A 20,963-nucleotide genomic window follows, 5' to 3' on the forward strand; every position below is an offset into this window, starting at 1 on the left:
TGTAGGAGCTAGGCTTGCCCGCGATGGCCACGACACGGTGTAACAAGCACACCGAGTTATCGTTCATCGCGGGCAAGCCTTGCTCCTACAGGGTTACCGGGTTTCGATGTGGAAACCGAAACGCGGAAAGTGCACATGCACCACACCGCCACGCGGATCTTCGCGGCGCAGGATCAGCTCCTCGCTACCGGCAAACAACAACTCCCCGGCCACCGGATCTACGCCATAGTCAGTCGCGGCGATCACCACCTGCTGGCCAGCCTTGAATCCATTCGGATCGACAAACTGCTCATCCGGCAATGCGGCGGGTATGGAGTCACGTGCAACCGCCAGCGCCTCTTCCGAGGTCATCTCACTCGACGCGCCATGACCGAAACCCAACACCCGAGCCAACCAGGCCGCCACCGCCGGATAGCTATCCACATAGGGTGCCGTGACCGGTGTGGCCTTGAGGAACCACAGCGGATGCGCCATGGCGAAATCGGCAATCGAGGGTTCACCAAACAGGTAGTCACCCTCCTCGCGCTGCAGCTGTTGCTCCAACCGCGCCATGATCGTGGGCCATTGATGCTTGGCTTGCTCAGCGCTCAACCTGGTAGCGCTGCCGCCACTGAACAGCGCGGCGCGATCCGCCACAAACGCCTTGATCGCCTCCTGCGGCAAGTGGCCAAAACGTGCGGCAATCGATTCCGGCTGAAACACCAGGCTGACTGCGTGCTGGAACACCACCGAATCGGCCCACGCGGCGAAGCTGGCAGCGATCATTTCCTGACCTTCCGGGAAGAACGCCGGCAGGGCCTTTTCCCGCTCCAGCCGGCGAGCGATCAAGGCCGTATCGCAATAGATATCCGCGCCAATCTGCAACACCGGCGTCTTGCGGTAGCCACCGGTCAGCGCCGTCAGGTCGGGTTTTGGCATCACCGGCGAGATCTTCACCGAGCGCCAGGACAGGCCTTTGAAGCCCAACAGCAGGCGGGCCTTTTCGGCAAAGAGGGACGTCGGGTAATGATGAAGAATCAATTCGGACATGCTCGGCTCCGCCGCGCTCAGAAGGGATCACCAGCTTAGCGCGCAATCAATGGACGGAATACGAATCTGCCTGATGGGACCCGATCAGTCAGATTGATAAGCCAGCGGCGGCACTGGCCACCAGACACTCCTTGGCGCTTTTTTTGAGTTTTTTGATCAGCCGCTCCTGACGCAGCGCTTCGCTTTTGTCGCGACACGCTTCGGTGTAGACCAGTGCCATGGCGGGGCTGGAGAGAAAGAAGCGCGCGCCTTTGCCGCTTTGGTGCTTGGCGAAGCGCCGCACGGGATCGTCGCTGATCCCGCAGTAAAGCGAGCCATTGGCCGCGCGTACGAGGTAGACGAACCAGGGTTTGCTCACCGCGGGTTCAACGTCGACAGGGTTTTCGCTTTGGGTGGTCACTTGAGGATCAAGGCTTGAAAGAAACAAACCGCAATATTATCAGCGACCGGCCTGAAATGCCTTCAGCCCCTTCAAGGCCTGCGCGCGCACTGCGTTGCGGACCAGCGGCGTCCAGCCGAGCAGCAAGCCCTTGAAACCCAGGGCCTGACGCGACCAAGCCCACAGATCGAAGCTATCGTGGTGTTCGCAGATCTTGCCGTCGCGAAAAACGAAGCGTGCCTGGATGTCGTTGACCACGACATTGCCGGTCTGACTGAAGAGATAGGTCGCCACCCAATGGGCGCCGCCCGTGCGCTCGTCGCTGCGCACATTGTCGAAGGTCAGGGAAAAATCCTTGGCCCGAGTGGTCAGCATGCGCCACATGTCGCCGGCATCACGGCCACGCAGTTCGCCGAACGCGGGATCGCTGAACACCACATCGTCGGTGTAGCAGGCGGACATGGCTTCGGCGTCGAGTCGCTGAAAGGCCTGGTAGAACCGGGTGATCACGGCGTTGTGAGCTTCACTCATGGGCAGACTCCCTGTTGTGCACAGTGGTATCGAAAGATGGCCTGCACGATAGTCTGCAAATGCGCGCAAGACCACCGGCATTCGTGGGCCGAATGCCAGCAGTGCGGGAGATTCAGATTTTTTCGCTTTGCACCTGAACGTACAGGGCTCGTCCGGCGCCGAGGCCGGCGATGATCGCACCCAGGCCAATCACACCGAAGATCCAGCCCACCGCGTTCCAGCCACCGGTCCAGTCATGCACGATGCCCACCGCGAACGGCCCCATGGACGCCAGGGTGTAACCAAACCCTTGGGCCATGCTCGACAGGTTGGCTGCAACATGGGAGTCCCGTGAGCGCAACACTATCAGAGTCAGCGCCAGGCTAAAGGTTGCGCCCTGCCCCAGACCGAGCAGGATCGCCCAGCCCCACAAGCCTTCGATCGGCGCATACAGGCAACCGAACAGGCCACCGAGGGTCATCACCATCACGATCACGATCGCCGGGCGTTGATCCTTGCCGCGAGTGGCCAGCCAGGGTGCGGCCAGGGAACTGGCCAGTTGCACGATCACCGAACCCGACAGCACGAGGCCAGCCTGGGTCGGCGTGAGGCCTCGACCGATGAGGATCGATGGCAACCAGCCAAACACGATGTACGCCAGGGACGACTGCAGGCCCATATACAAGGTCACCTGCCAGGCCAGTGGGTCGCGCAGCAATCCCCGGACGCGGTAGGCAACGTTGTGCGTGCCGTGCTTCTGGCCAACCTGCGGCAACCAGAACAGCGCCGCGACGAGCGCAGGTATCACCCAGAAACCGAGGCCTAACGTCCAGCTTTTGTCGAAGTGCTCGCTGAGCGGCACGGTCGCGCCCGCCGCCATCGCCGCGCCCAGGCACAGGGCCATGGTGTAAACGCCGGTCATGGTGCCGGCCTGTTTGGCGAAGTCGCGTTTGACGATGCCCGGCAGCAACACACCGATCACACCAATGCTGGCACCGGCCAACACGCTGCCGGCGAACAGGCCGATTTCACCGAAGGAACTGCGCAGGATGATCCCGCCGGCGAGGGTCAGCAGAATGCCCAGCACCACCCGTTCGGCGCCGAAACGTCGGGCCAGAACCGGGGCCAATGGGGCAAACAGTCCCAGGCACAGTACCGGCAGGGTCGTCAGCAAACCGGCTTGCGATGCCGATAATCCAAGGCTTTTCGACACCTCGCTGAGCATCGGCGCCATGCTCGACAGCGCCGGCCGCAAGTTCAGCGCTACCAGAATCAACCCCAGCAGCAACAGCCATGGCCGCCGCAGGACCGGATGGCTTTGCTGGACCTGTTCATCGTCGGCCTCGGCGTCGATCAGCAGTTCTTCGAGCTCCGCCTTGCGTTTGGCTTCGGTGACTTGGCTGTTGCTGCTGGGCATGGCGTTCTCGGTTTCAAGGTTCATTGATCAACTGCCTCGACAAGGCTTTGGCCCGTTCCGGGTCGCGTTGCTCGACGGCTTCGAGCAGTTCGATATGCAGGTCGAACACTTCCTGGCGGCGCGGGGTGATGTTCAGGCAATGGCGCAGTTGCTCGCCGACGACACTGGAGAAATAGCGATACAACTCGCTGAGGGTCGGGTTGTGCGCGGCGTCCACCAGGCGGCGGTGGAACACCAGATCGCAGGCGATGTAGGTATCGAGATCGCCGTGATAGTGACTGCCGCTGACACCCAGCGCCTCGCGCAAGGCCACCAGGTCTTCCTCGGTTCTGCGCAAGGCAGCGAGTCCGATCGCCTCGACCTCAAGGATGTGCCGGGTCTCGCGGGCCTGCTCGAGGGAGCACTGCGACAACACTTTGAGGGTATCCAGTGGATCGACCACCGCCCGCAGGTAACTGCCGTCGCCCTGACGGATTTCGATCAAGCCGGAAAACGCCAGCACCCGCATGGCTTCGCGCACGGTGTTGCGGCTGATGCCCAGTTCGGCGGACAGCTCGGGTTCGGTGGGCAGGCGCTGGCCGACGACCCATACACCTTTATTGATGCGCTGACGCAACTGATCCAGGGCCTGATCGACCAACGATCGTTTCACTAATGGAGAAATGTCTGACATGGAATTCGCCCTTTCATCCAATCATAGGATGAATTTTCTGACATGTTAGTCAACATGATCCAGGACGGCAACCATCCCCGTAGGAGCGAGCATGCTCGCGATGGTCGTTAACGATAACTCTGGGCAACTGACACCCAGCGGCGTTCTTCAGTCCATCGCGAGCATGCTCGCTCCTACAGGGGGGCGTGTGCTTTTTCGGGCAAAAATAAACCCGGAACACAGTCCGGGTTTATTTCACTGCCGAGTTCAGATCAATGCAGGATCTGACTCAAGAACAACTTGGTCCGATCATTTTGCGGATTATCGAAGAAGTCGTTCGGCGCGGCCTGTTCGACGATTTCGCCCTTGTCCATGAAGATCACGCGGTTGGCAACTGTGCGCGCAAAGCCCATTTCGTGGGTGACGCAGAGCATGGTCATGCCGTCTTCGGCCAGGCCGATCATGGTGTCCAGCACCTCTTTCACCATCTCCGGATCGAGTGCCGAAGTCGGCTCATCGAACAGCATGATTTTCGGTTTCATGCACAGTGCGCGGGCAATCGCCACACGCTGTTGCTGACCGCCGGACAGTTGCCCCGGGTACTTGTGCGCCTGCTCCGGAATGCGTACGCGCTCCAGGTAATGCATGGCGATTTCCTCGGCCTTGCGCTTGGGCATCTTGCGCACCCACATCGGCGCCAGGGTGCAGTTCTGCAGGATGGTCAGGTGCGGGAACAGGTTGAAGTGCTGGAACACCATGCCGACTTCACGGCGGATCGCTTCGATCTGCTTGAGGTCGTTGGTCAGCTCTGTGCCATCGACCACGATGCGGCCCTGCTGGTGCTCTTCCAGGCGGTTGAGGCAGCGGATGGTGGTGGACTTGCCGGAACCCGACGGGCCGCACAGGACGATGCGCTCGCCCTGCTTGACGTTGAGGTTGATGTCTTTCAACACGTGGAACTGGCCGTACCACTTGTTCACGCCCTGCATCTGAATAATGCCTTCAGGGTTCACAGGCTGTTTGATTGCTTCGCTCATCGGAAAACTTCCTAAATTAGGTAGCGACTTAGCGCTTGTGGCCTGTGTCCAGCTTGCGTTCCAAATGCATGGAGTAGCGGGACATACCAAAACAGAAAATCCAGAACACCAGGGCGGCGAACACGTAGCCTTCAGTGGCCATGCCCAGCCATTTCGGATCGGCGGCGGCTTGCTTGACGCTGTTGAGCAGGTCGAACAGGCCGATGATGATCACAAGGCTAGTGTCCTTGAACAGCGCGATGAACGTGTTGACGATGCCGGGGATCACCAGCTTCAGGGCTTGCGGCAGAATCACCAGGCCCATGCTGCGCCAGTAGCCCAGGCCCATCGCCGCGGCTGCTTCGTACTGACCTTTTGGAATCGCCTGCAGACCGCCACGCACCACTTCGGCCACGTAGGCCGACTGGAACATGATCACGCCGATCAGCGCCCGCAGCAGTTTGTCGAAGTTCATGCCTTCGGGCAGGAACAGCGGCAGCATCACCGAGGACATGAACAGCACCGTGATCAACGGCACGCCGCGCCAGAACTCGATGAAGGTCACGCAGACCACGCGAATCGCCGGCATGTTCGAACGACGACCCAACGCCAGGACGATACCCAGCGGCAACGCACCGGCAATACCGACGGTGGCGATCACAAGGGTCAGCATCAGGCCGCCCCACTGGCTGGTCGCCACTTGCGTGATGCCGAACACGCCGCCGTGCAACAGGCACCAGGCGATGATCGGGTAGATCACCAGGAAGCTCAGGCCATACACCGCTTTGCGCGGGAAGCGCTTGATGAACAACGGTGCCGCGCCGAGGACCGCCAGCCACACGGTCAGGTCCACGCGCCAGCGCAGTTCCGGCGGGTAGTAGCCGTACATGAACTGGCCGAAACGCTGCTGGATGAACACCCAGCAGGCGCCTTCCTTGGTGCAGTCGGCGCGGGTGGTGCCGACCCAGTTGGCGTCGAGAATCGCCCAGTGAAGGATGGGTGGAACCACCAGGTAGATCAGGTAGAACGCGAACAGGGTCAGCAGGGTGTTGAGCCAGCTGGAGAACATGTTCGCGCGCATCCACGCCACCACGCCGATGCTGCTGCTCGGTGGGGGCATGTCGGGTTTGAATGTATGAGTGCTCATGCGCTTTTCCTTACCGCTCGATCAGCGCAATGCGCTTGTTGTACCAGTTCATCAGCAGGGAAATGCTGATACTGATCGCCAGGTACACGCTCATGGTGATCGCAATCACCTCGATGGCCTGGCCGGTCTGGTTCAGCACGGTCCCGGCGAACAGCGACACCATTTCCGGATAACCGATACCGGCGGCCAGCGAGGAGTTTTTCACCAGGTTCAGGTATTGGCTGGTCAGCGGCGGGATGATCACGCGCAGGGCTTGCGGGATGATCACCTTGCGCAGGGTCGGACCGTTGCGCAGGCCCAGCGAGTGCGCCGCCTCGGTCTGGCCGTGGCTGACCGACTTGATGCCCGAACGCACGATCTCGGCGATGAACGCCGCGGTGTACACGGTCAGGGCCAGGGTCAGGGCCAACAATTCCGGGATCAGCACCCAGCCACCAACGAAGTTGAAACCCTTGAGCACCGGCATTTCCCAGTGCACCGGCGCGCCGAAGATCAGGACGCACAGCGCCGGGATCACCAGGAACATCGCCAGGCCGACCCAGAACTTGTGGAACGGCTCGCCGGTTGCCTCGAAGCGCTTGGTCGCCCAGCGACTCATCAGCACGATGGCGACGATTGCCACGACGATGCTGACCACGAACGGCCAGAAACCGTCGGCCATCAGCGCGGCCGGCATGTTCAGGCCGCGGCTGCTGACGAAGAAGGTATCGCCGAAGTTGTGGCTGTTGCGCGGCCCCGGCATGGTCAGGAACACCGCGAAATACCAGAACAGGATCTGCAGCAGTGGCGGGATGTTACGGAAAACCTCCACATACACGGTCGCCAGTTTGGCGATGATCCAGTTCTTCGACAGGCGGGCCACGCCGATGATGAAGCCGAGGATGGTCGCCAGAACCACGCCGATGAAGCTCACCAGCAAGGTGTTGAGCAGGCCGATGACAAACACGCGGGCATAGCTGTCCGCTTCGGTGTAGTCGATCAGGTGTTGAGCGATGCCGAACCCGGCACTGCGCTCCAGAAAGTCGAAACCGGAGGTAATGCCCCGGTGCTGAAGGTTGGTCTGGGTGTTGTCGAACAGGTACCAGCCCATCGAGACCACCGCGACAATGGTGATGATCTGGAAAAGCCACGCACGCACTTTGGGATCGCTGAGGCTGAGCCTCTGCTTTGGTGCGCCGATTGAATTTTGCATGAAGTGCCCCGGAAATAATGGAACAGAACATCACCCGGCAGTTGGCCTGCCGGGTGATAGAACCATCAGCGCACTGGTGGTGCGTATTGAATGCCGCCGTTGTTCCACAGCGCGTTCAGGCCGCGGTCGATTTCCAGCGGAGTGCTCTTGCCGAGGTTTTTCTCGAACACTTCACCGTAGTTGCCGACCTGCTTGACGATCTGCACAACCCAGTCTTTCTTCACTTTCAGGTCTTTGCCGTATTCACCGTCGGTACCCAGCAGACGAGCGACGTCCGGGTTCTTGGTGGACTTGGCGTCGGCGTCGACAGTCTTGGAAGTCACACCGGCTTCTTCGGCGTTGAGCATGGCGTAGCCAACCCAGCGCACGATGGCCAGCCACTCGTCGTCGCCGTTACGCACGACCGGGCCCAATGGTTCCTTGGAAATGGTTTCCGGCAGAACGACGTAGTCCTTCGGCGCGGCCAGCTTGCTGCGCTGGGCGAACAGCTGGGATTTGTCGGAGGTCAGCACGTCGCAACGACCGGATTCCAGCGACTTGGCGCTTTCATCGGAGGTGTCGAAAGTGATCGGGGTGTATTTCAGGCCGTTGGCGCGGAAGTAGTCCGACACGTTCAGTTCGGTGGTGGTACCGGCCTGGATGCAGATGGTTGCGCCATCCAGTTCCTTGGCACTCTTCACGCCCAGCTTGTTGTTGGCCAGGAAGCCGATGCCGTCGTAGTAGGTGATGAAGCCCGGGAATTTCAGGCCCATGCCGGCGTCACGAGAGCTGGTCATGGTGGTGTTGCGCGACAGGATGTCGATTTCGCCCGACTGCAGCGCGGTGAAGCGCTCTTTGGCGTTCAACTGACTGAACTTGACCTTGGTCGCATCGCCGAATACGGCAGCGGCCACAGCGCGGCAGTAGTCAGCGTCGATACCCACGATCTTGCCGGTGGAGTCCGGAACCGAGAAGCCTGGCAGACCATCGCTGACGCCACACTGCACGAAACCTTTCTTCTGCACTGCATCCAGGGTTGCACCCGCCTGAGCGAACCCGCTGACACCGAGAACTGTTGCTGCAGTCACGATGGCCAGGGTGGATTTCAACATCTTCATTCAAACCTCCAGTTTTGCTCTTGTTGTGTCGGAGCGTGAGTCCTGCCGCACCCTTTTGAGGCGTTGTCGACCCGAGTTGGCTTGTTGTTGGGTCAACCGACGTAGAGACCGTAGCTATGAGTCTAGTAGGAGAAAATCCACATAATGGACAACTCACTTCTCACCAATCGGCCGAACGGGCTGTAGCCCTTTCACGTTCGCGAAGCCCGCAGCGGCCACTGGCGAACATCCATCACCGGATTCCTTGCTATCCCACCGCCACGAATGGCCTGATAGTGTTACCGCCAGATGTGGGATCGTCGTACCAGCTCCCCTATAGCAAGGCCCGTACCACACCGACCGTTTGCGCGAGAAAGCGACAGGTCAATAGCAAAACTTGTAACCTTGCGACATCTTCGTAACTGATCAACCAGACGCGCACTCAAGGCCCGCACTCAATGAGAGCGCACGCACACAATTGGAGCAGACATGACCGAGCCCTTGATTCTTCACCCCGCCAAGGCAGAAGACGCCTGCGTCATCTGGCTGCACGGCCTGGGCGCCGATCGCTATGACTTCCTGCCGGTGGCCGAAGCCCTGCAGGAAAGCCTGACCACCACCCGCTTCGTACTGCCCCAGGCACCGACCCGCGCCGTGACCATCAACGGCGGCTACGAGATGCCGAGCTGGTACGACATATTGGCCATGAGTCCGGCGCGGGCGATCGACCGCGATCAGCTGGAAGCCTCCGCCGACCGCATCATCGAACTGATCGAGCAACAGCGAGCCAGCGGAATAGACGCCTCGAGGATTTTCCTTGCGGGCTTTTCCCAAGGTGGTGCTGTGGTTCTACACACCGCGTTTTTGAAATGGCAGGGTCCATTGGGTGGCGTACTTGCCCTGTCGACCTACGCACCGACCTTCAGTGATGACCTTGAACTGTCCGCCAGCCAACAGCGTATTCCGGTGCTGTCGTTGCACGGCCAGTACGATGACGTGGTGCAAAACTCGATGGGACGGACCGCTTACGAGTACCTCAAGCAACATGGTGTCACCGTGACATGGCAGGAGTACCCAATGGCCCACGAAGTGTTACCCGAGGAAATTCGCGACATCGGAATCTGGCTTGCTGAACGTTTGCGTTAAACGTTTTACCGGCATTTTCCTGTTTAAAAGCGCCCTTTGATCCATCCCCCTACGCCGCGCCCGTTTCTTGCATTACACTGGCCGGCGTACATTCCTTAACCAATTGATGAGATGACCGTGCTCAAAGCACTCAAGAAAATGTTCGGTAAAAGCGAGACTGAGCAACTCGCGCCAGTCCCCAGTGTGCCGTCGCCCTCCCACGGCCATCGCGGTGACGCCAGCCAGGCCGGGCAATCTGCTCCCGCCGCCACACCGAAACGCGAACCTGAACCGGCGCCTGCCACCCCCGTAGCCGAACCGGCCCGCAACGAAACCCCGAAACCTGCCAGGCCGCGTCGCGAACCCAAGCCCAAGGCACCGGTCATTCCATGGAAGCTCGAAGACTTCGTCGTCGAACCCCAGGAAGGCAAGACCCGCTTCCACGATTTCAAACTCGCCCCGGAACTGATGCACGCCATCCAGGACCTGGGCTTTCCTTATTGCACGCCGATCCAGGCTCAGGTGCTGGGCTTCACCCTCGCGGGCAAAGACGCCATCGGCCGCGCCCAGACCGGTACCGGCAAGACCGCGGCGTTCCTGATTTCGATCATCACTCAACTGCTGCAGACCCCGCCGCCGAAAGAGCGCTACATGGGCGAGCCGCGGGCGCTGATCATCGCGCCGACCCGCGAACTGGTGGTGCAGATCGCCAAGGATGCCGCGGACCTGACCAAATACACCGGCCTGAACGTCATGACGTTCGTTGGCGGCATGGACTTCGACAAGCAGCTCAAGTACCTCGAAGCCCGTCACTGCGACATCCTCGTGGCCACGCCGGGCCGTCTGCTGGACTTCAACCAGCGCGGCGACGTGCACCTGGACATGGTCGAAGTGATGGTGCTGGACGAAGCCGACCGCATGCTCGACATGGGCTTCATCCCGCAGGTGCGCCAGATCATTCGCCAGACACCGCCGAAGTCCGAACGCCAGACCCTGCTGTTCTCCGCGACCTTCACCGACGACGTGATGAACCTCGCCAAGCAGTGGACCACCGACCCTGCCATCGTCGAAATCGAAGCCACCAATGTGGCCAGCGACAACGTCGAGCAGCACATCTACGCGGTGGCCGGCGCCGACAAATACAAGCTGCTCTACAACCTGGTCAACGACAACGGTTGGGAACGGGTGATCGTGTTCGCCAACCGAAAGGATGAAGTGCGCCGCATCGAAGAGCGCCTGGTGCGCGACGGCATCAACGCCGCGCAGCTGTCGGGCGACGTGCCGCAACACAAGCGCATCAAGACCCTGGAAGGTTTCCGCGAAGGCAAGATTCGCGTGCTGGTAGCCACCGACGTGGCCGGTCGCGGCATTCACATCGACGGCATCAGCCACGTGATCAACTTCACCCTGCCGGAAGTACCGGACGACTACGTGCACCGCATCGGCCGTACCGGTCGCGCGGGCGCTGACGGCGTGTCCATCAGCTTTGCCGGTGAAGACGACTCCTACCAGCTGCCGTCCATCGAGGCGATGCTGGGCAAGAAGATCAACTGTGAAACGCCACCCACGCACCTGCTGCGTGCGGTGGAGCGCAAGCGTCCATAACGGACCCGATGTGAAAAGAGGCGCAGCCGGAAACGGACTGCGCTTTTTTTTTGCCCGGCTATTTATCGGCAAGCGCTTGCGAGACAGAACTAAAAGTCCATAATAGACAAATTAGTTTATTCGCCGCTCCCGGAGCCGACCATGTCCAGCACCCCCTACGTGATCACCCAACCTCAGGCCCGCGAGCTATTGGCCCAGGTCGACGTGCCGCAGATCCTGCGCAAACTGTTCCGCGACCTGGCCGCCGGGCAAGCGGTACAACCTGCGCAGCAACTGGTCGAGTTTCCACAGGGCGCTGGCGACTTCATCAACTACTTGGGTGTACTGGCTGAAGATGGCGTGTACGGGGTCAAGACCTCGCCGTACATCGTGCGTGAACAGGGGCCGCTGGTCACCGCCTGGACCTTGCTGATGTCGATGCAGACCGGCCAGCCGCTAATGTTGTGCGATGCGGGCGAGTTGACCACCGCGCGCACCGCCGCGACCACCGCCGTGGCCGTCGATGCCCTGGCGCCGCTGAAAGCGTCTCGCCTGGCGATCATCGGCAGCGGCAAAGTGGCCCAGGCCCACGTGCATTACGTGAAGGGCCTGCGCGACTGGCAGAGCATCAGTCTGTACTCGCCGGGCCTGCGCGAAAGCAGCGCCGAGGAACAGGCCCACATCACAAGCCTCGACCCGCGCATGACCATCGCCGACAGTCGCGAGGCCGCGATGGCCGACGCCGATGTGATCATGCTGTGCACCTCGTCCGCCGGCCCGGTGATCGATCCGTCCACCTTGAGCAAACCGGCGCTGATCAGCTCCATCAGCACCAACGCCCCGCGCGCCCATGAAGTACCGCCCCGGAGCCTCAACGACATGCAGGTGTTCTGCGACTATCGCCTGACCACCCCAGGCTCGGCCGGTGAAATGTTGATCGCCGGCGAACAGCATGGCTGGAATTCGAGCGCCATCGTCGGCGACCTGCCCGACCTGCTCAGCGAAAAAGTGCAGCGTCCGGTCTACGACCGCCACGTGTTCTTCCGCTCGATCGGCCTGGGCCTGGAAGACATTGCGCTGGCCAATGCCATCTATCGCCTTCAGCACTAACGCCTCCCCTGTAGGAGCGAGCCTGCTCGCGAAACCGGTTCTTCATTCAACATTGATGTTGACTGACACACCGCCATCGCGAGCAGGCTCGCTCCTACAAAGGCATCATCTACATTGGTATTTGCGCTCTAAAGGAGACGTTCATGAGCCAGGCAGACTTCATCATCATCGGCGGCGGGATTGCCGGCGCTTCCACCGGTTTCTGGCTATCGCAGCACGGGCGCGTAGTCGTGCTCGAGCGCGAGTCCCATCCGGCCTATCACTCCACCGGACGCTCGGCGGCCCTGTTCACCGCAGCCTATGGCACCCCGCAGGTGCGTGCACTGACCCTGGCCAGCCGTGACTTTTTCGACGCCCCGCCCGAGGGCTTCTGCGAGCACCCGCTGCTGACCCCGCGCGGCGAAATGACCGTGGACTTCACCGGTGATCCGGATGAACTGAACAGCCAGTACCAGAGCGCAAAGTCCACGGTGCCGGAGATGCAACTGCTCAGCGCCGACGAAGCCTTTGAGCGCATGCCGATCCTGCGCCGGGAAAAAGTCCATGGCGCGCTGTACGACCCCACCGCCAGCGACATCGACACCGACGCCCTGCATCAGGGTTACCTGCGCGGTATCCGCCGCAATAAAAGCGAAGTGCATACCGACTGCGAAGTCCTGAGCCTGGCCCGCGATGCCGAGGGCCTGTGGCAAGTCAAAACCTCCACCGGAACCTTCAGCGCGCCGATCATCATCAACGCCGCCGGTGCCTGGGCCGACAAGATCGGTGAAATGGCCGGCGCCCGACCGCTGGGCCTGCAACCCAAGCGCCGCGCGGCGTTCATCTTCGCCGGCCCCGAGGGTGTGGATATCCACCATTGGCCGATGCTGGTCAGCCTCGATGAGTCCTTCTACATGAAGCCCGACGCCGGCATGTTCCTCGGCTCGCCGGCCAACGCCGACCCGGTCGAACCCCACGACGTGCAGCCTGAAGAGCTGGACATCGCCATGGGCATTTACCAGATCGAAGAAGCCACCACCCTGACCATCCGCCGTCCGACCCGCACCTGGGCCGGCCTGCGCAGCTTCGTCAGCGACGGCGACCTGCTGTCCGGTTTCGATCAGCAGGTGCCCGGCTTGTTCTGGGTCGCGGCGCAAGGCGGCTACGGCATCCAGACTTCGCCGGCCATGGGCCAGGCCAGCGCCGCTCTGGTGCGTGGCGAAGCCCTGCCCGAGCAACTGGTACGCTTCGGCCTGAGCCGCGAGATGCTCTCCCCTGCCCGCCTGGGTTGATTATCCCCCCGCGTGACGTGTCGACACGATTGCGTCACACTTTCAGAGCCCCGTTATCCGGGGCGCTGAAGCTGCCCGGAGCCCGCCGTATGAACGCCCCCGAAAAAGACCCGTACCAGAGCGATGTATCCCTGGATAACTTCCGGGCGATCGCCGATGCCATCGCCACGTTGTTTTTCCCTCACGCCGAAGTGGTGTTGCACGACCTGCGCACGCAAAAGGTCGATTACATCGCCAACAACCTCTCCAAGCGCGAAATCGGGGACGACTCCTCGCTGGAAGACATGCTCAGCGAAGAGGTCAGTGAACGAAACATCGGGCCGTACGAAAAGCTCAATTGGGATGGTCAGAAGATTCGCAGCGTCAGCACCGTACTGCGCGACGGCGAAGGTCATCCACTGGGCGTGCTGTGCATCAACCTGAATATTTCGCTGTTCGAGAACGCCAAGGCCGCGCTGGACCTGTTCCTCTCGCCAACCAAACTGATCCCGCAACCGGACTCACTGTTTCGCGACGACTGGCAGGAGCGGATCAACACCTTTCTCCACGCCTGGCTGCGCGAGCGGCAACTGAGCCTGAACCTGCTGACCCGTGATCACAAACGGGAACTGGTGCTGGCACTGCATGCGGAAGGGGCATTCAAGGGCAAAAGCTCGTCGAACTACGTGGCCAACGTGCTGAACATGGGGCGGGCGACGGTGTACAAGCATTTGAAGGAATTGAAGGGCTGAGCCTTTGGATTTCCATAGACGGGTCCGGCCTCATCGCGAGCAAGCTTTGCTCCCACAGGTTTTATGCCGCTCACAAAACCTGTGGGAGCAAAGCTTGCTCGCGATGGCGGTTGATCAATCGCCGTAGATATCAGACTTGAAATACTTCTCGGAAATCTTCTGATACTCGCCATTGGCGCGAATACCATCAATGGCCGAATTCAACTGGCTCACCAACTCGGTATTGCCCTTGCGCACTGCAATCCCGGCGCCCTCGCCCACGTACTTCGGATCCTTCAACTCAGGCCCGACAAAGGCATAGCCCTTGCCGCGCGGCATCGACAAAAAGTCATTGAGCGGGATGGTGTCGGCAAATACCGCGTCCAGACGGCCGGCCGCCAGGTCCATGTAGATCTCTTCATTGTTGCCGTAGCGCTTGACGACGACGCCCTTGGGTTCGAACACCTCGGTGGCGTAACGGTCGGTGGTGGTCGCACGCTGCACGCCGACGGTCTTGCCCTTGAGGCTGGCGTACTGGTCGTCCACCACCGCGCCTTCCTTCATCACCAGGCGCGAAGAGGTGAAGTAGTACTTGTGGGTGAAGTCCACCGACTTCTTGCGATCGTCGTTGATGGTCATGGACGACAGCGCCATGTCGATTTTCTTCACCTTCAGGGAAGGAATCAGACCGTCGAACTCACCTTCGACCCACACGCACTTGACCTTCATCTCGGCGCACAGGGCATTGCCGATGTCGTAGTCGAACCCGACGATCTCGCCCTTGTCGGTCTTGGAAGCAAACGGTGGATAAGCGGCCTCGATACCGATACGCAAGGTTTTCTCGGCGGCATACAGGCTGGAGCACGCCAACAGGCTCAGGGCCAGACCGGTGATGAGGGGGAACTTCTTCATATTCGTTCTCTCGCGGGTTGTTGTTGGTTTGGCAAGACAGAAGAAAAAGCGAAAACGGGGGAAAGGCCTTTTTTTGTACTTATAAATCCATATTGGACTTTTATGTATAAGGCGTCAATGAGGCAAATGCAGCCCGTGCCGGCCGATGGTCGGGTGGTGAGTTTTCAAGATATTTGGTGATGCAGATGACGCCATCGCGGGCAAGCCTTGCTCCCACAGGTTTTGAGTTGTTCCAAAAATAGGGAACGACGCAAATCCTGTAGGAGCAAGGCTTGCCCGCGATGGCTTACTTGAGAGCGATACAGGCCTTACTGCTTCCAGCGATCCGCCGCCGCATGATCACTGTCACGCCCTTCAACCCAACGCGGCCCATCGCTGGTGTTCTCTTTCTTCCAGAACGGCGCGCGGGTTTTCAGGTAGTCCATCACGAAGGCGCAGGCATCGAAGGCGGCCTGACGGTGGGCGCTGGCGGCACCCACGAATACGATCGGCTCGCCCGGCTCCAGGGCGCCGATGCGATGCAACACTTCCAGTTTGAGCAACGGCCAGCGCTGCTCGGCCTCGGTGGCGATCTTGCCGAGGGCTTTTTCAGTCATGCCCGGATAGTGTTCGAGAAACATCCCGGCCACATCGAGGCCGTCATTGAAATCACGCACGTAGCCGACAAAACTCACCACCGCGCCGACGCCGACATTGGCGGCGTGCATGGCGTTGACTTCGGCCCCTGGATCGAACGGCTCGGGCTGCACACGGATCGCCATGGTTCAGCCCCCGGTCACGGTCGGAAAAAAAGCCACTTCATCGCCATCGACCACCGGCTCGTCGAGCTGGCACAGGTCTTCGTTGCGCGCGCACATCAGGTTCTGCTCGCTCAGCACCTCGGCACCCTCTCGCCGGGCCAGCAGCGCCCGCACGTCGTCGACGGTGGCGAACGGGCCTTCGACCCTCACCGAATCCACACCCAGGGCTTCACGGTAACGGGCAAAAAACTTCACGGTGACGTTCATGGCTGCTCCGCCTGGAAATGGCCGCTCTTGCCGCCGAGCTTTTCCAGCAGCTTGACGCTTTCGATGGTCATGCCGCGATCCACGGCCTTGCACATGTCATAGATGGTCAGGGCCGCGACGCTGGCGGCGGTGAGGGCTTCCATTTCCACTCCGGTCTGTCCGGACAACTTGCAGCGCGCCACGATGCGCACGCTGTCGTCACCTTCGGCACTAAGCTCGACCTTGACCCCGGTCAGCATCAGCGGATGGCACAGCGGAATCAGATCACTGGTTTTCTTCGCCGCCTGAATGCCGGCAATGCGCGCCACGGCAAACACATCACCCTTGGGGTGACCGCCGCTGACGATCATCTGCAGGGTTTCGGGCAGCATGCGCACCAGCGCTTGGGCCGTCGCTTCACGGAACGTCACGTCTTTATCGGTGACGTCGACCATGTTGGCGCGACCTTGGGAATCGAGATGAGTCAGCACGGGATTACTCCTGATCAGGAGCGTCGATTGTAAACCTGCGGGTCAATTTTCCGCACGCGCGATTATCGGGTCACACATCCCCCTGTAGGAGCGAGCCTGCTCGCGAAAAACGTCCAGACAACACGGGCATCCAGACAGCACGCGTTATCGTTGACGTCCATCGCGAGCAGGCTCGCTCCTACAAGGGTTTTATGTCGGGCACAAAAAACCGGGCGGTTTTGAGGCCGCCCGGTTCTGATGAAGCAGTTACAGATGCGATTCGGCGTATTCGGCCAGAATCGAACGAGGCACCCCTTGCAGGGTGATGTGCACGCCGTTCGGGAAGTCCTTGAAGCGTTCGGTCAGGTACGTAAGCCCGGAGCTGGTCGCGGACAGGTAAGGGGTGTCGATCTGCGCCAGGTTGCCCAGGCACACCACTTTGGAACCGGCGCCGGCACGGGTGATGATGGTTTTCATCTGGTGCGGTGTCAGGTTCTGGCATTCATCGATCAGGATCAAACTCTGCTGGAAGCTTCGGCCCCGGATGTAGTTGAGGGATTTGAACTGCAACGGCACCTTGCTGAGGATGTAGTCGACGCTGCCATGGGTGCTTTCGTCATCCATGTGCAAGGCTTCGAGGTTGTCGGTGATCGCGCCCAGCCAGGGCTCCATTTTTTCCGCCTCGGTGCCGGGCAAAAAGCCGATCTCCTGGTCCAGGCCCTGCACGCTGCGGGTAGCGATGATACGGCGATAACGCTTGCTGACCATGGTCTGCTCGATCGCCGCAGCCAGGGCCAGGATGGTTTTACCGGAGCCGGCGGCACCGGACAGGTTCACCAGGTGGATGTCCGGATCGAGCAAGGCGAACAGCGCCAGGCTCTGGTAGATGTCACGGGGCTTCAGGCCCCAGGCTTCCTGGTGCAGCAGCGGTTCCTGGTGCAGGTCGAGAATCAGCAGCTGGTCATTTTCGATCTCCTTGATCCAGCCGACAAAGCCCTGCTCGTCGATGATGAACTCGTTGACATGCACCGCCGGCAGGTTGTCGATCAGCTTCACCTGATGCCAGGTGCGACCGTGACCCTGACGGGTTTCAACCTTGCTCACCAGATCCCAGAACGAACCCTTCATCTCGTGATAGCCGTTGGGCAGCAACGAGACGTCGTCTACCAGTTGGTCAGTGCTGTAGTCCTCGGCCGAGATCCCGCAGGCACGGGCCTTGAGGCGCATGTTGATGTCTTTGGTGACCAGTACCACCGACTTCTTCAGATGCCGGGCCTGCAGGTCGATCAACTGGTTGATGATGATGTTGTCGTTCAGGTGCTCGGGCAGAATGATGTTCGGCTCGGTGCGCTTGCTCATCAGAATTGACAGCAAACCTTTCGGGCCACTCTTGCCCCGCTGGATCGGCACGCCCTGTTCCACATCCTCGGGCGTGGCATCGCCCAGGGTCTTGTCGATCAGCCGAATGGCCTGGCGGCATTCGGCGGCAACGCTGTGATGCCCGCTCTTGAGCTTGTCCAGCTCTTCGAGCACGGTCATCGGGATGGCGACGTGGTGTTCTTCGAAATTGAGCAGCGCGTTTGGATCGTGAATCAATACGTTGGTATCGAGTACATAAAGGATTGGCTGGTTGGAAGAAGAGCTACGTCCGTGATCATCCATACTCGGTCACCTTTGTCAGAGCCAGTGGACGCAATACCTGGGCGGTGCTGCGCCTCGAAGTGGCCGCCGAGCTCACCTACGGAGACTTAAGTGACTGCAAACAAACGGGTCTTGGAAGACGCCACCTGTGTTGCAGGTTTCGGCGGTCTGTCTTCGTAATACTCCAAAACACATGACAGAAAAAAGCACTTTGACGCTTTTTTGAAGTTTATTTTTCAGAGTGACGAAAAGCGCTTGGCGGACTGCCACCATCCGTTTACAGTCGGAAATCAACCTGTTGCAAAATCTCTCCAAAAATCGCCTCTCGCCCAGTGTTTACGGGCCTTCCCTGATTTTCCCGTCACTTTATTGAAACCCGCTCTGACAATCTTCCCAACCGATGCCGCTTTGCGACGTCTGTGTCAGCAGCCAGGGCAATGCCGTTTTCACCCCCTCCTGCTTCGCATTGAAATTGATCACGCCATGACGCCACAGCAGCATCAGGGTCAGCACCCGCTGTGCGCTCTGCGGGCCCTTGAGTTTGCCAGCGCCGTCCTGGGCATCGATGTCCCACAACGCCACCTGCAAGCCCTGGGACTTGAAGAACGTCCCGGCGTCCGGCCGTCGCTGGCCATCGGGCGGGCGGAACAGCGGCACATAGTTTTCCGGCAGTTTGCCTTTGACCAACTCGACACTGCGGCGCACCGAGTCCTGCCAATCCTGCCAATGGCTGTGGGAGCGGAACTCCCAGCCCTGAACCCCGACGCACTGGGTTGAATAGGCCGATTGCAAGCTGGCGACCGAACCCTGCGCCAGACGCGCCTGGATGTCCTTGCCGAGCACGAAGAAGGTGCCGCTCAGGTTCGCCTTGCGCAGGTACTCGGCCACCCAGTCGGTGTTGTCCGGTGCGGCATTCGCGGCGCTGTCGAAAGTCAGCAGGAACAACCGATCGTGCATGTCATCGCCATTGCGCTCGTAGTCGCCGAATTGATCGATTTCACTAGCGGTTTGCGGAAACAGCGCCGCCTTGCGCAGTTGCTCGTCCAGATACTGGGTATGGAACAACCGGCTCGGCTCGGCCCATTTGATGTAGTAGCTGTCTTCGCCGACCTGAAATTTACCGGCTTGCTCGCGCAGGGTCGGCATGTCCTCCACCAGAAAACAGAAGGACGCATCCTGGTCGCAGCTCTGCTGGGCAAAATTGAAGCTGCTCAGCAAGCGTTGCCACATACGCTCACGAACACGGTTGACCGATTCCATATTGACCGTGCGCAGGCCCAGGCGCTGGGCCAATGCGGGCTCGTCCAGGGCTTCGCTGGCCAGCAGTACCCGGGAGAACATGAGGATTTCGGCGCGCGATGCCACGTCGAACAACGTCGGGCTGCCGAGTTTTTCCGGCCAGGTGCCGCGATCGAGTGTCGCCACCTCATTCGGCGCCGCCATGGCACCCAGGCTCAGCAGCCAGGCCGTGAATAGAAAAGCGATACGCAATGGGATGTCTCCATAACAAAACCCGGGCGGCACTATAGCTGATCCACTCCACATTCCTGCAGCAACACAGATCCCCCTGTAGGAGCGAGCCTGCTCGCGATAGCAATATTTCAGGCACCACCTTTGTTGAATGTCATATCGCAATCGCGAGCAGGCTCGCTCCTACAGGGTTTTGTGCAAGGCCACCGGCCATCACCTATTACCCCTATAGCTGGAGTCAACAAGGACAACCCCCTAGAATCGCCCCCACGATTAAAGGAGACGACTTCATGCTGATGGTGATTTCACCCGCCAAGACCCTCGATTACGAAACACCGCCGGCGACCCAGCGCTTTACCCAGCCGCAGTACCTCGACCATTCCCAGGAGCTGATCCTGCAATTGCGCGATCTGACGCCCGCACAGATCAGCGAGTTGATGCACGTCTCCGACAAGATCGGCGGCCTGAACGCCGCGCGTTTCGGCAGCTGGACGCCGGCATTCACTCCGGAAAACGCCAAACAGGCATTGCTGGCGTTCAAGGGCGATGTGTACACCGGGCTGAATGCGCAGACTTTCAGCGAAGCCGATTTCGATTACGCCCAGCAACATCTACGCATGCTCTCGGGCCTCTACGGCCTGCTGCGCCCGCTGGACCTGATGCAGCCTTACCGACTGGAAATGGGCACCAAACTGGCCAACGCCCGTGGCAAGGACCTGTATGCCTTCTGGGGTACGCGCATCAGCGAATGGCTGAACGAAGCCCTGGCCGATCAAGGTGATGACGTGCTGCTGAACCTGGCCTCCAACGAGTACTTCTCGGCGGTCAAACGCAGCGCCCTGAACGCGCGCATCATCAATACCGAATTCAAGGACCTGAAAAACGGCCAGTACAAGATCATCAGCTTCTACGCGAAAAAGGCCCGGGGCCTGATGAGCCGCTTTGTCATTGAAGAACGCATCAATAATCCCGACACCCTCAAACAGTTCGACGTGCAGGGCTATCGTTTCTGCGCCGAGCAATCCAAACCGGACAACCTGGTTTTCCTGCGCGATCACGCGCCCGAGTAATTCCGGCAACCGGCGCAGGAGCGGAAAATCCGACCTGCGCCGCTCTGTTGATACCGCTATATACCCCGCCAAATTAGCCATTTTTATGGCGCCATAAATATGCCAGTCAAATTTCTAACTTTAGTTTCATTCGACTTCGATCATTTTTTTCAGTAGTGGCACTGAAAATTTTTATCGGTAGTGGCAAATAACTATC

General features: G+C 60.1%; 21 protein-coding genes. 6 read left to right on the forward strand and 15 right to left on the reverse strand.

The features are described 5' to 3' along the window. Nucleotides 1-93 precede the first annotated feature (93 nt). The 9 genes from DKY63_RS14595 to DKY63_RS14640 form a co-directional block, all read right to left on the reverse strand. Entirely contained in the window at nt 94-1,029 is a 936-nt protein-coding gene (locus DKY63_RS14595; RefSeq protein WP_110964748.1) for a glutathione S-transferase family protein, read from the reverse strand. 88 nt (nt 1,030-1,117) lie between these two features. Further along, nucleotides 1,118-1,429: a GIY-YIG nuclease family protein gene (locus tag DKY63_RS14600; RefSeq protein WP_110964749.1), complete on the reverse strand. Its 312-nt coding sequence runs from the start codon at nt 1,427-1,429 to the stop codon at nt 1,118-1,120. Nucleotides 1,430-1,468: 39 nt separating this feature from the next. After that, nucleotides 1,469-1,939, reverse strand: a complete 471-nt coding sequence (locus DKY63_RS14605; RefSeq protein WP_110964750.1) for a nuclear transport factor 2 family protein — start codon at nt 1,937-1,939, stop codon at nt 1,469-1,471. 112 nt (nt 1,940-2,051) lie between these two features. Next, nucleotides 2,052-3,359 (reverse strand): CynX/NimT family MFS transporter, encoded by a 1,308-nt coding sequence (locus tag DKY63_RS14610; protein ID WP_110964751.1) that lies wholly within the window; start codon nt 3,357-3,359, stop codon nt 2,052-2,054. Continuing rightward, on the reverse strand, nt 3,349-4,008 hold the full coding sequence (locus tag DKY63_RS14615) for a FadR/GntR family transcriptional regulator (protein WP_110964752.1): 660 nt from the start codon (nt 4,006-4,008) through the stop codon (nt 3,349-3,351). The genes DKY63_RS14610 and DKY63_RS14615 overlap by 11 nt, the downstream gene beginning before the upstream one ends. Before the next feature lie 251 nt (nt 4,009-4,259). Next, nucleotides 4,260-5,024 carry an amino acid ABC transporter ATP-binding protein gene (locus DKY63_RS14625; RefSeq protein WP_110964754.1) on the reverse strand — a complete coding sequence of 255 codons (765 nt, stop codon included), beginning with the start codon at nt 5,022-5,024 and terminating at the stop codon, nt 4,260-4,262. Between the two features lie 28 nt (nt 5,025-5,052). After that, nucleotides 5,053-6,150: an amino acid ABC transporter permease gene (locus DKY63_RS14630; protein ID WP_110964755.1), complete on the reverse strand. Its 1,098-nt coding sequence runs from the start codon at nt 6,148-6,150 to the stop codon at nt 5,053-5,055. Between the two features lie 10 nt (nt 6,151-6,160). Beyond that, entirely contained in the window at nt 6,161-7,342 is a 1,182-nt protein-coding gene (locus DKY63_RS14635) for an amino acid ABC transporter permease (RefSeq protein ID WP_110964756.1), read from the reverse strand. A gap of 65 nt (nt 7,343-7,407) precedes the next feature. Further along, the gene (locus DKY63_RS14640) at nt 7,408-8,439 is read right to left on the reverse strand and encodes an amino acid ABC transporter substrate-binding protein (protein ID WP_110964757.1); all 1,032 of its coding nucleotides are present in this window, start codon (nt 8,437-8,439) and stop codon (nt 7,408-7,410) included. Between the two features lie 468 nt (nt 8,440-8,907). Here DKY63_RS14640 and DKY63_RS14645 point away from each other — a divergent pair, with 468 nt between their 5' ends. From DKY63_RS14645 to DKY63_RS14665, 5 genes are all read left to right on the forward strand, one after another. Further along, nucleotides 8,908-9,564, forward strand: a complete 657-nt coding sequence (locus tag DKY63_RS14645) for an alpha/beta hydrolase (protein WP_110964758.1) — start codon at nt 8,908-8,910, stop codon at nt 9,562-9,564. A gap of 111 nt (nt 9,565-9,675) precedes the next feature. Further along, on the forward strand, nt 9,676-11,148 hold the full coding sequence (rhlB, locus tag DKY63_RS14650) for an ATP-dependent RNA helicase RhlB (protein WP_110964759.1): 1,473 nt from the start codon (nt 9,676-9,678) through the stop codon (nt 11,146-11,148). 141 nt (nt 11,149-11,289) lie between these two features. Next, a complete protein-coding gene (locus DKY63_RS14655; RefSeq protein WP_110964760.1) occupies nt 11,290-12,237 on the forward strand; it encodes an ornithine cyclodeaminase family protein in 948 nt (315 codons plus the stop codon). 143 nt (nt 12,238-12,380) lie between these two features. Continuing rightward, on the forward strand, nt 12,381-13,508 hold the full coding sequence (locus DKY63_RS14660) for an NAD(P)/FAD-dependent oxidoreductase (protein ID WP_110964761.1): 1,128 nt from the start codon (nt 12,381-12,383) through the stop codon (nt 13,506-13,508). Between the two features lie 89 nt (nt 13,509-13,597). Further along, a complete protein-coding gene (locus DKY63_RS14665; RefSeq protein WP_110964762.1) occupies nt 13,598-14,239 on the forward strand; it encodes a helix-turn-helix transcriptional regulator in 642 nt (213 codons plus the stop codon). A 114-nt stretch (nt 14,240-14,353) separates the two neighbouring features. Here DKY63_RS14665 and DKY63_RS14670 read toward each other — a convergent pair whose 3' ends face one another. The 6 genes from DKY63_RS14670 to DKY63_RS14695 all read right to left on the reverse strand — a co-directional run bounded on the left by DKY63_RS14670 (nt 14,354) and on the right by DKY63_RS14695 (nt 19,718). Then, nucleotides 14,354-15,130, reverse strand: a complete 777-nt coding sequence (locus tag DKY63_RS14670) for an ABC transporter substrate-binding protein (RefSeq protein ID WP_110964763.1) — start codon at nt 15,128-15,130, stop codon at nt 14,354-14,356. Between the two features lie 308 nt (nt 15,131-15,438). Continuing rightward, nucleotides 15,439-15,891, reverse strand: coding sequence for a molybdopterin synthase catalytic subunit MoaE (moaE, locus tag DKY63_RS14675; protein WP_110964764.1), 453 nt, complete (start codon nt 15,889-15,891; stop codon nt 15,439-15,441). A gap of 3 nt (nt 15,892-15,894) precedes the next feature. Continuing rightward, entirely contained in the window at nt 15,895-16,137 is a 243-nt protein-coding gene (locus DKY63_RS14680) for a MoaD/ThiS family protein (protein ID WP_110964765.1), read from the reverse strand. Continuing rightward, a complete protein-coding gene (gene moaC / locus DKY63_RS14685; protein ID WP_110964766.1) occupies nt 16,134-16,607 on the reverse strand; it encodes a cyclic pyranopterin monophosphate synthase MoaC in 474 nt (157 codons plus the stop codon). The genes DKY63_RS14680 and moaC overlap by 4 nt, the downstream gene beginning before the upstream one ends. A 246-nt stretch (nt 16,608-16,853) precedes the next feature. Beyond that, nucleotides 16,854-18,248 (reverse strand): PhoH family protein, encoded by a 1,395-nt coding sequence (locus DKY63_RS14690; RefSeq protein ID WP_110964767.1) that lies wholly within the window; start codon nt 18,246-18,248, stop codon nt 16,854-16,856. Nucleotides 18,249-18,593: 345 nt separating this feature from the next. Then, nucleotides 18,594-19,718 carry a polysaccharide deacetylase family protein gene (locus tag DKY63_RS14695; protein ID WP_110964768.1) on the reverse strand — a complete coding sequence of 375 codons (1,125 nt, stop codon included), beginning with the start codon at nt 19,716-19,718 and terminating at the stop codon, nt 18,594-18,596. A 269-nt stretch (nt 19,719-19,987) separates the two neighbouring features. Here DKY63_RS14695 and yaaA point away from each other — a divergent pair, with 269 nt between their 5' ends. Beyond that, nucleotides 19,988-20,767 carry a peroxide stress protein YaaA gene (gene yaaA / locus DKY63_RS14700; RefSeq protein ID WP_110964769.1) on the forward strand — a complete coding sequence of 260 codons (780 nt, stop codon included), beginning with the start codon at nt 19,988-19,990 and terminating at the stop codon, nt 20,765-20,767. Nucleotides 20,768-20,963 lie beyond the last annotated feature (196 nt).

Source organism: Pseudomonas putida, assembly GCF_003228315.1.
GTDB lineage: Bacteria > Pseudomonadota > Gammaproteobacteria > Pseudomonadales > Pseudomonadaceae > Aquipseudomonas > Aquipseudomonas putida_S.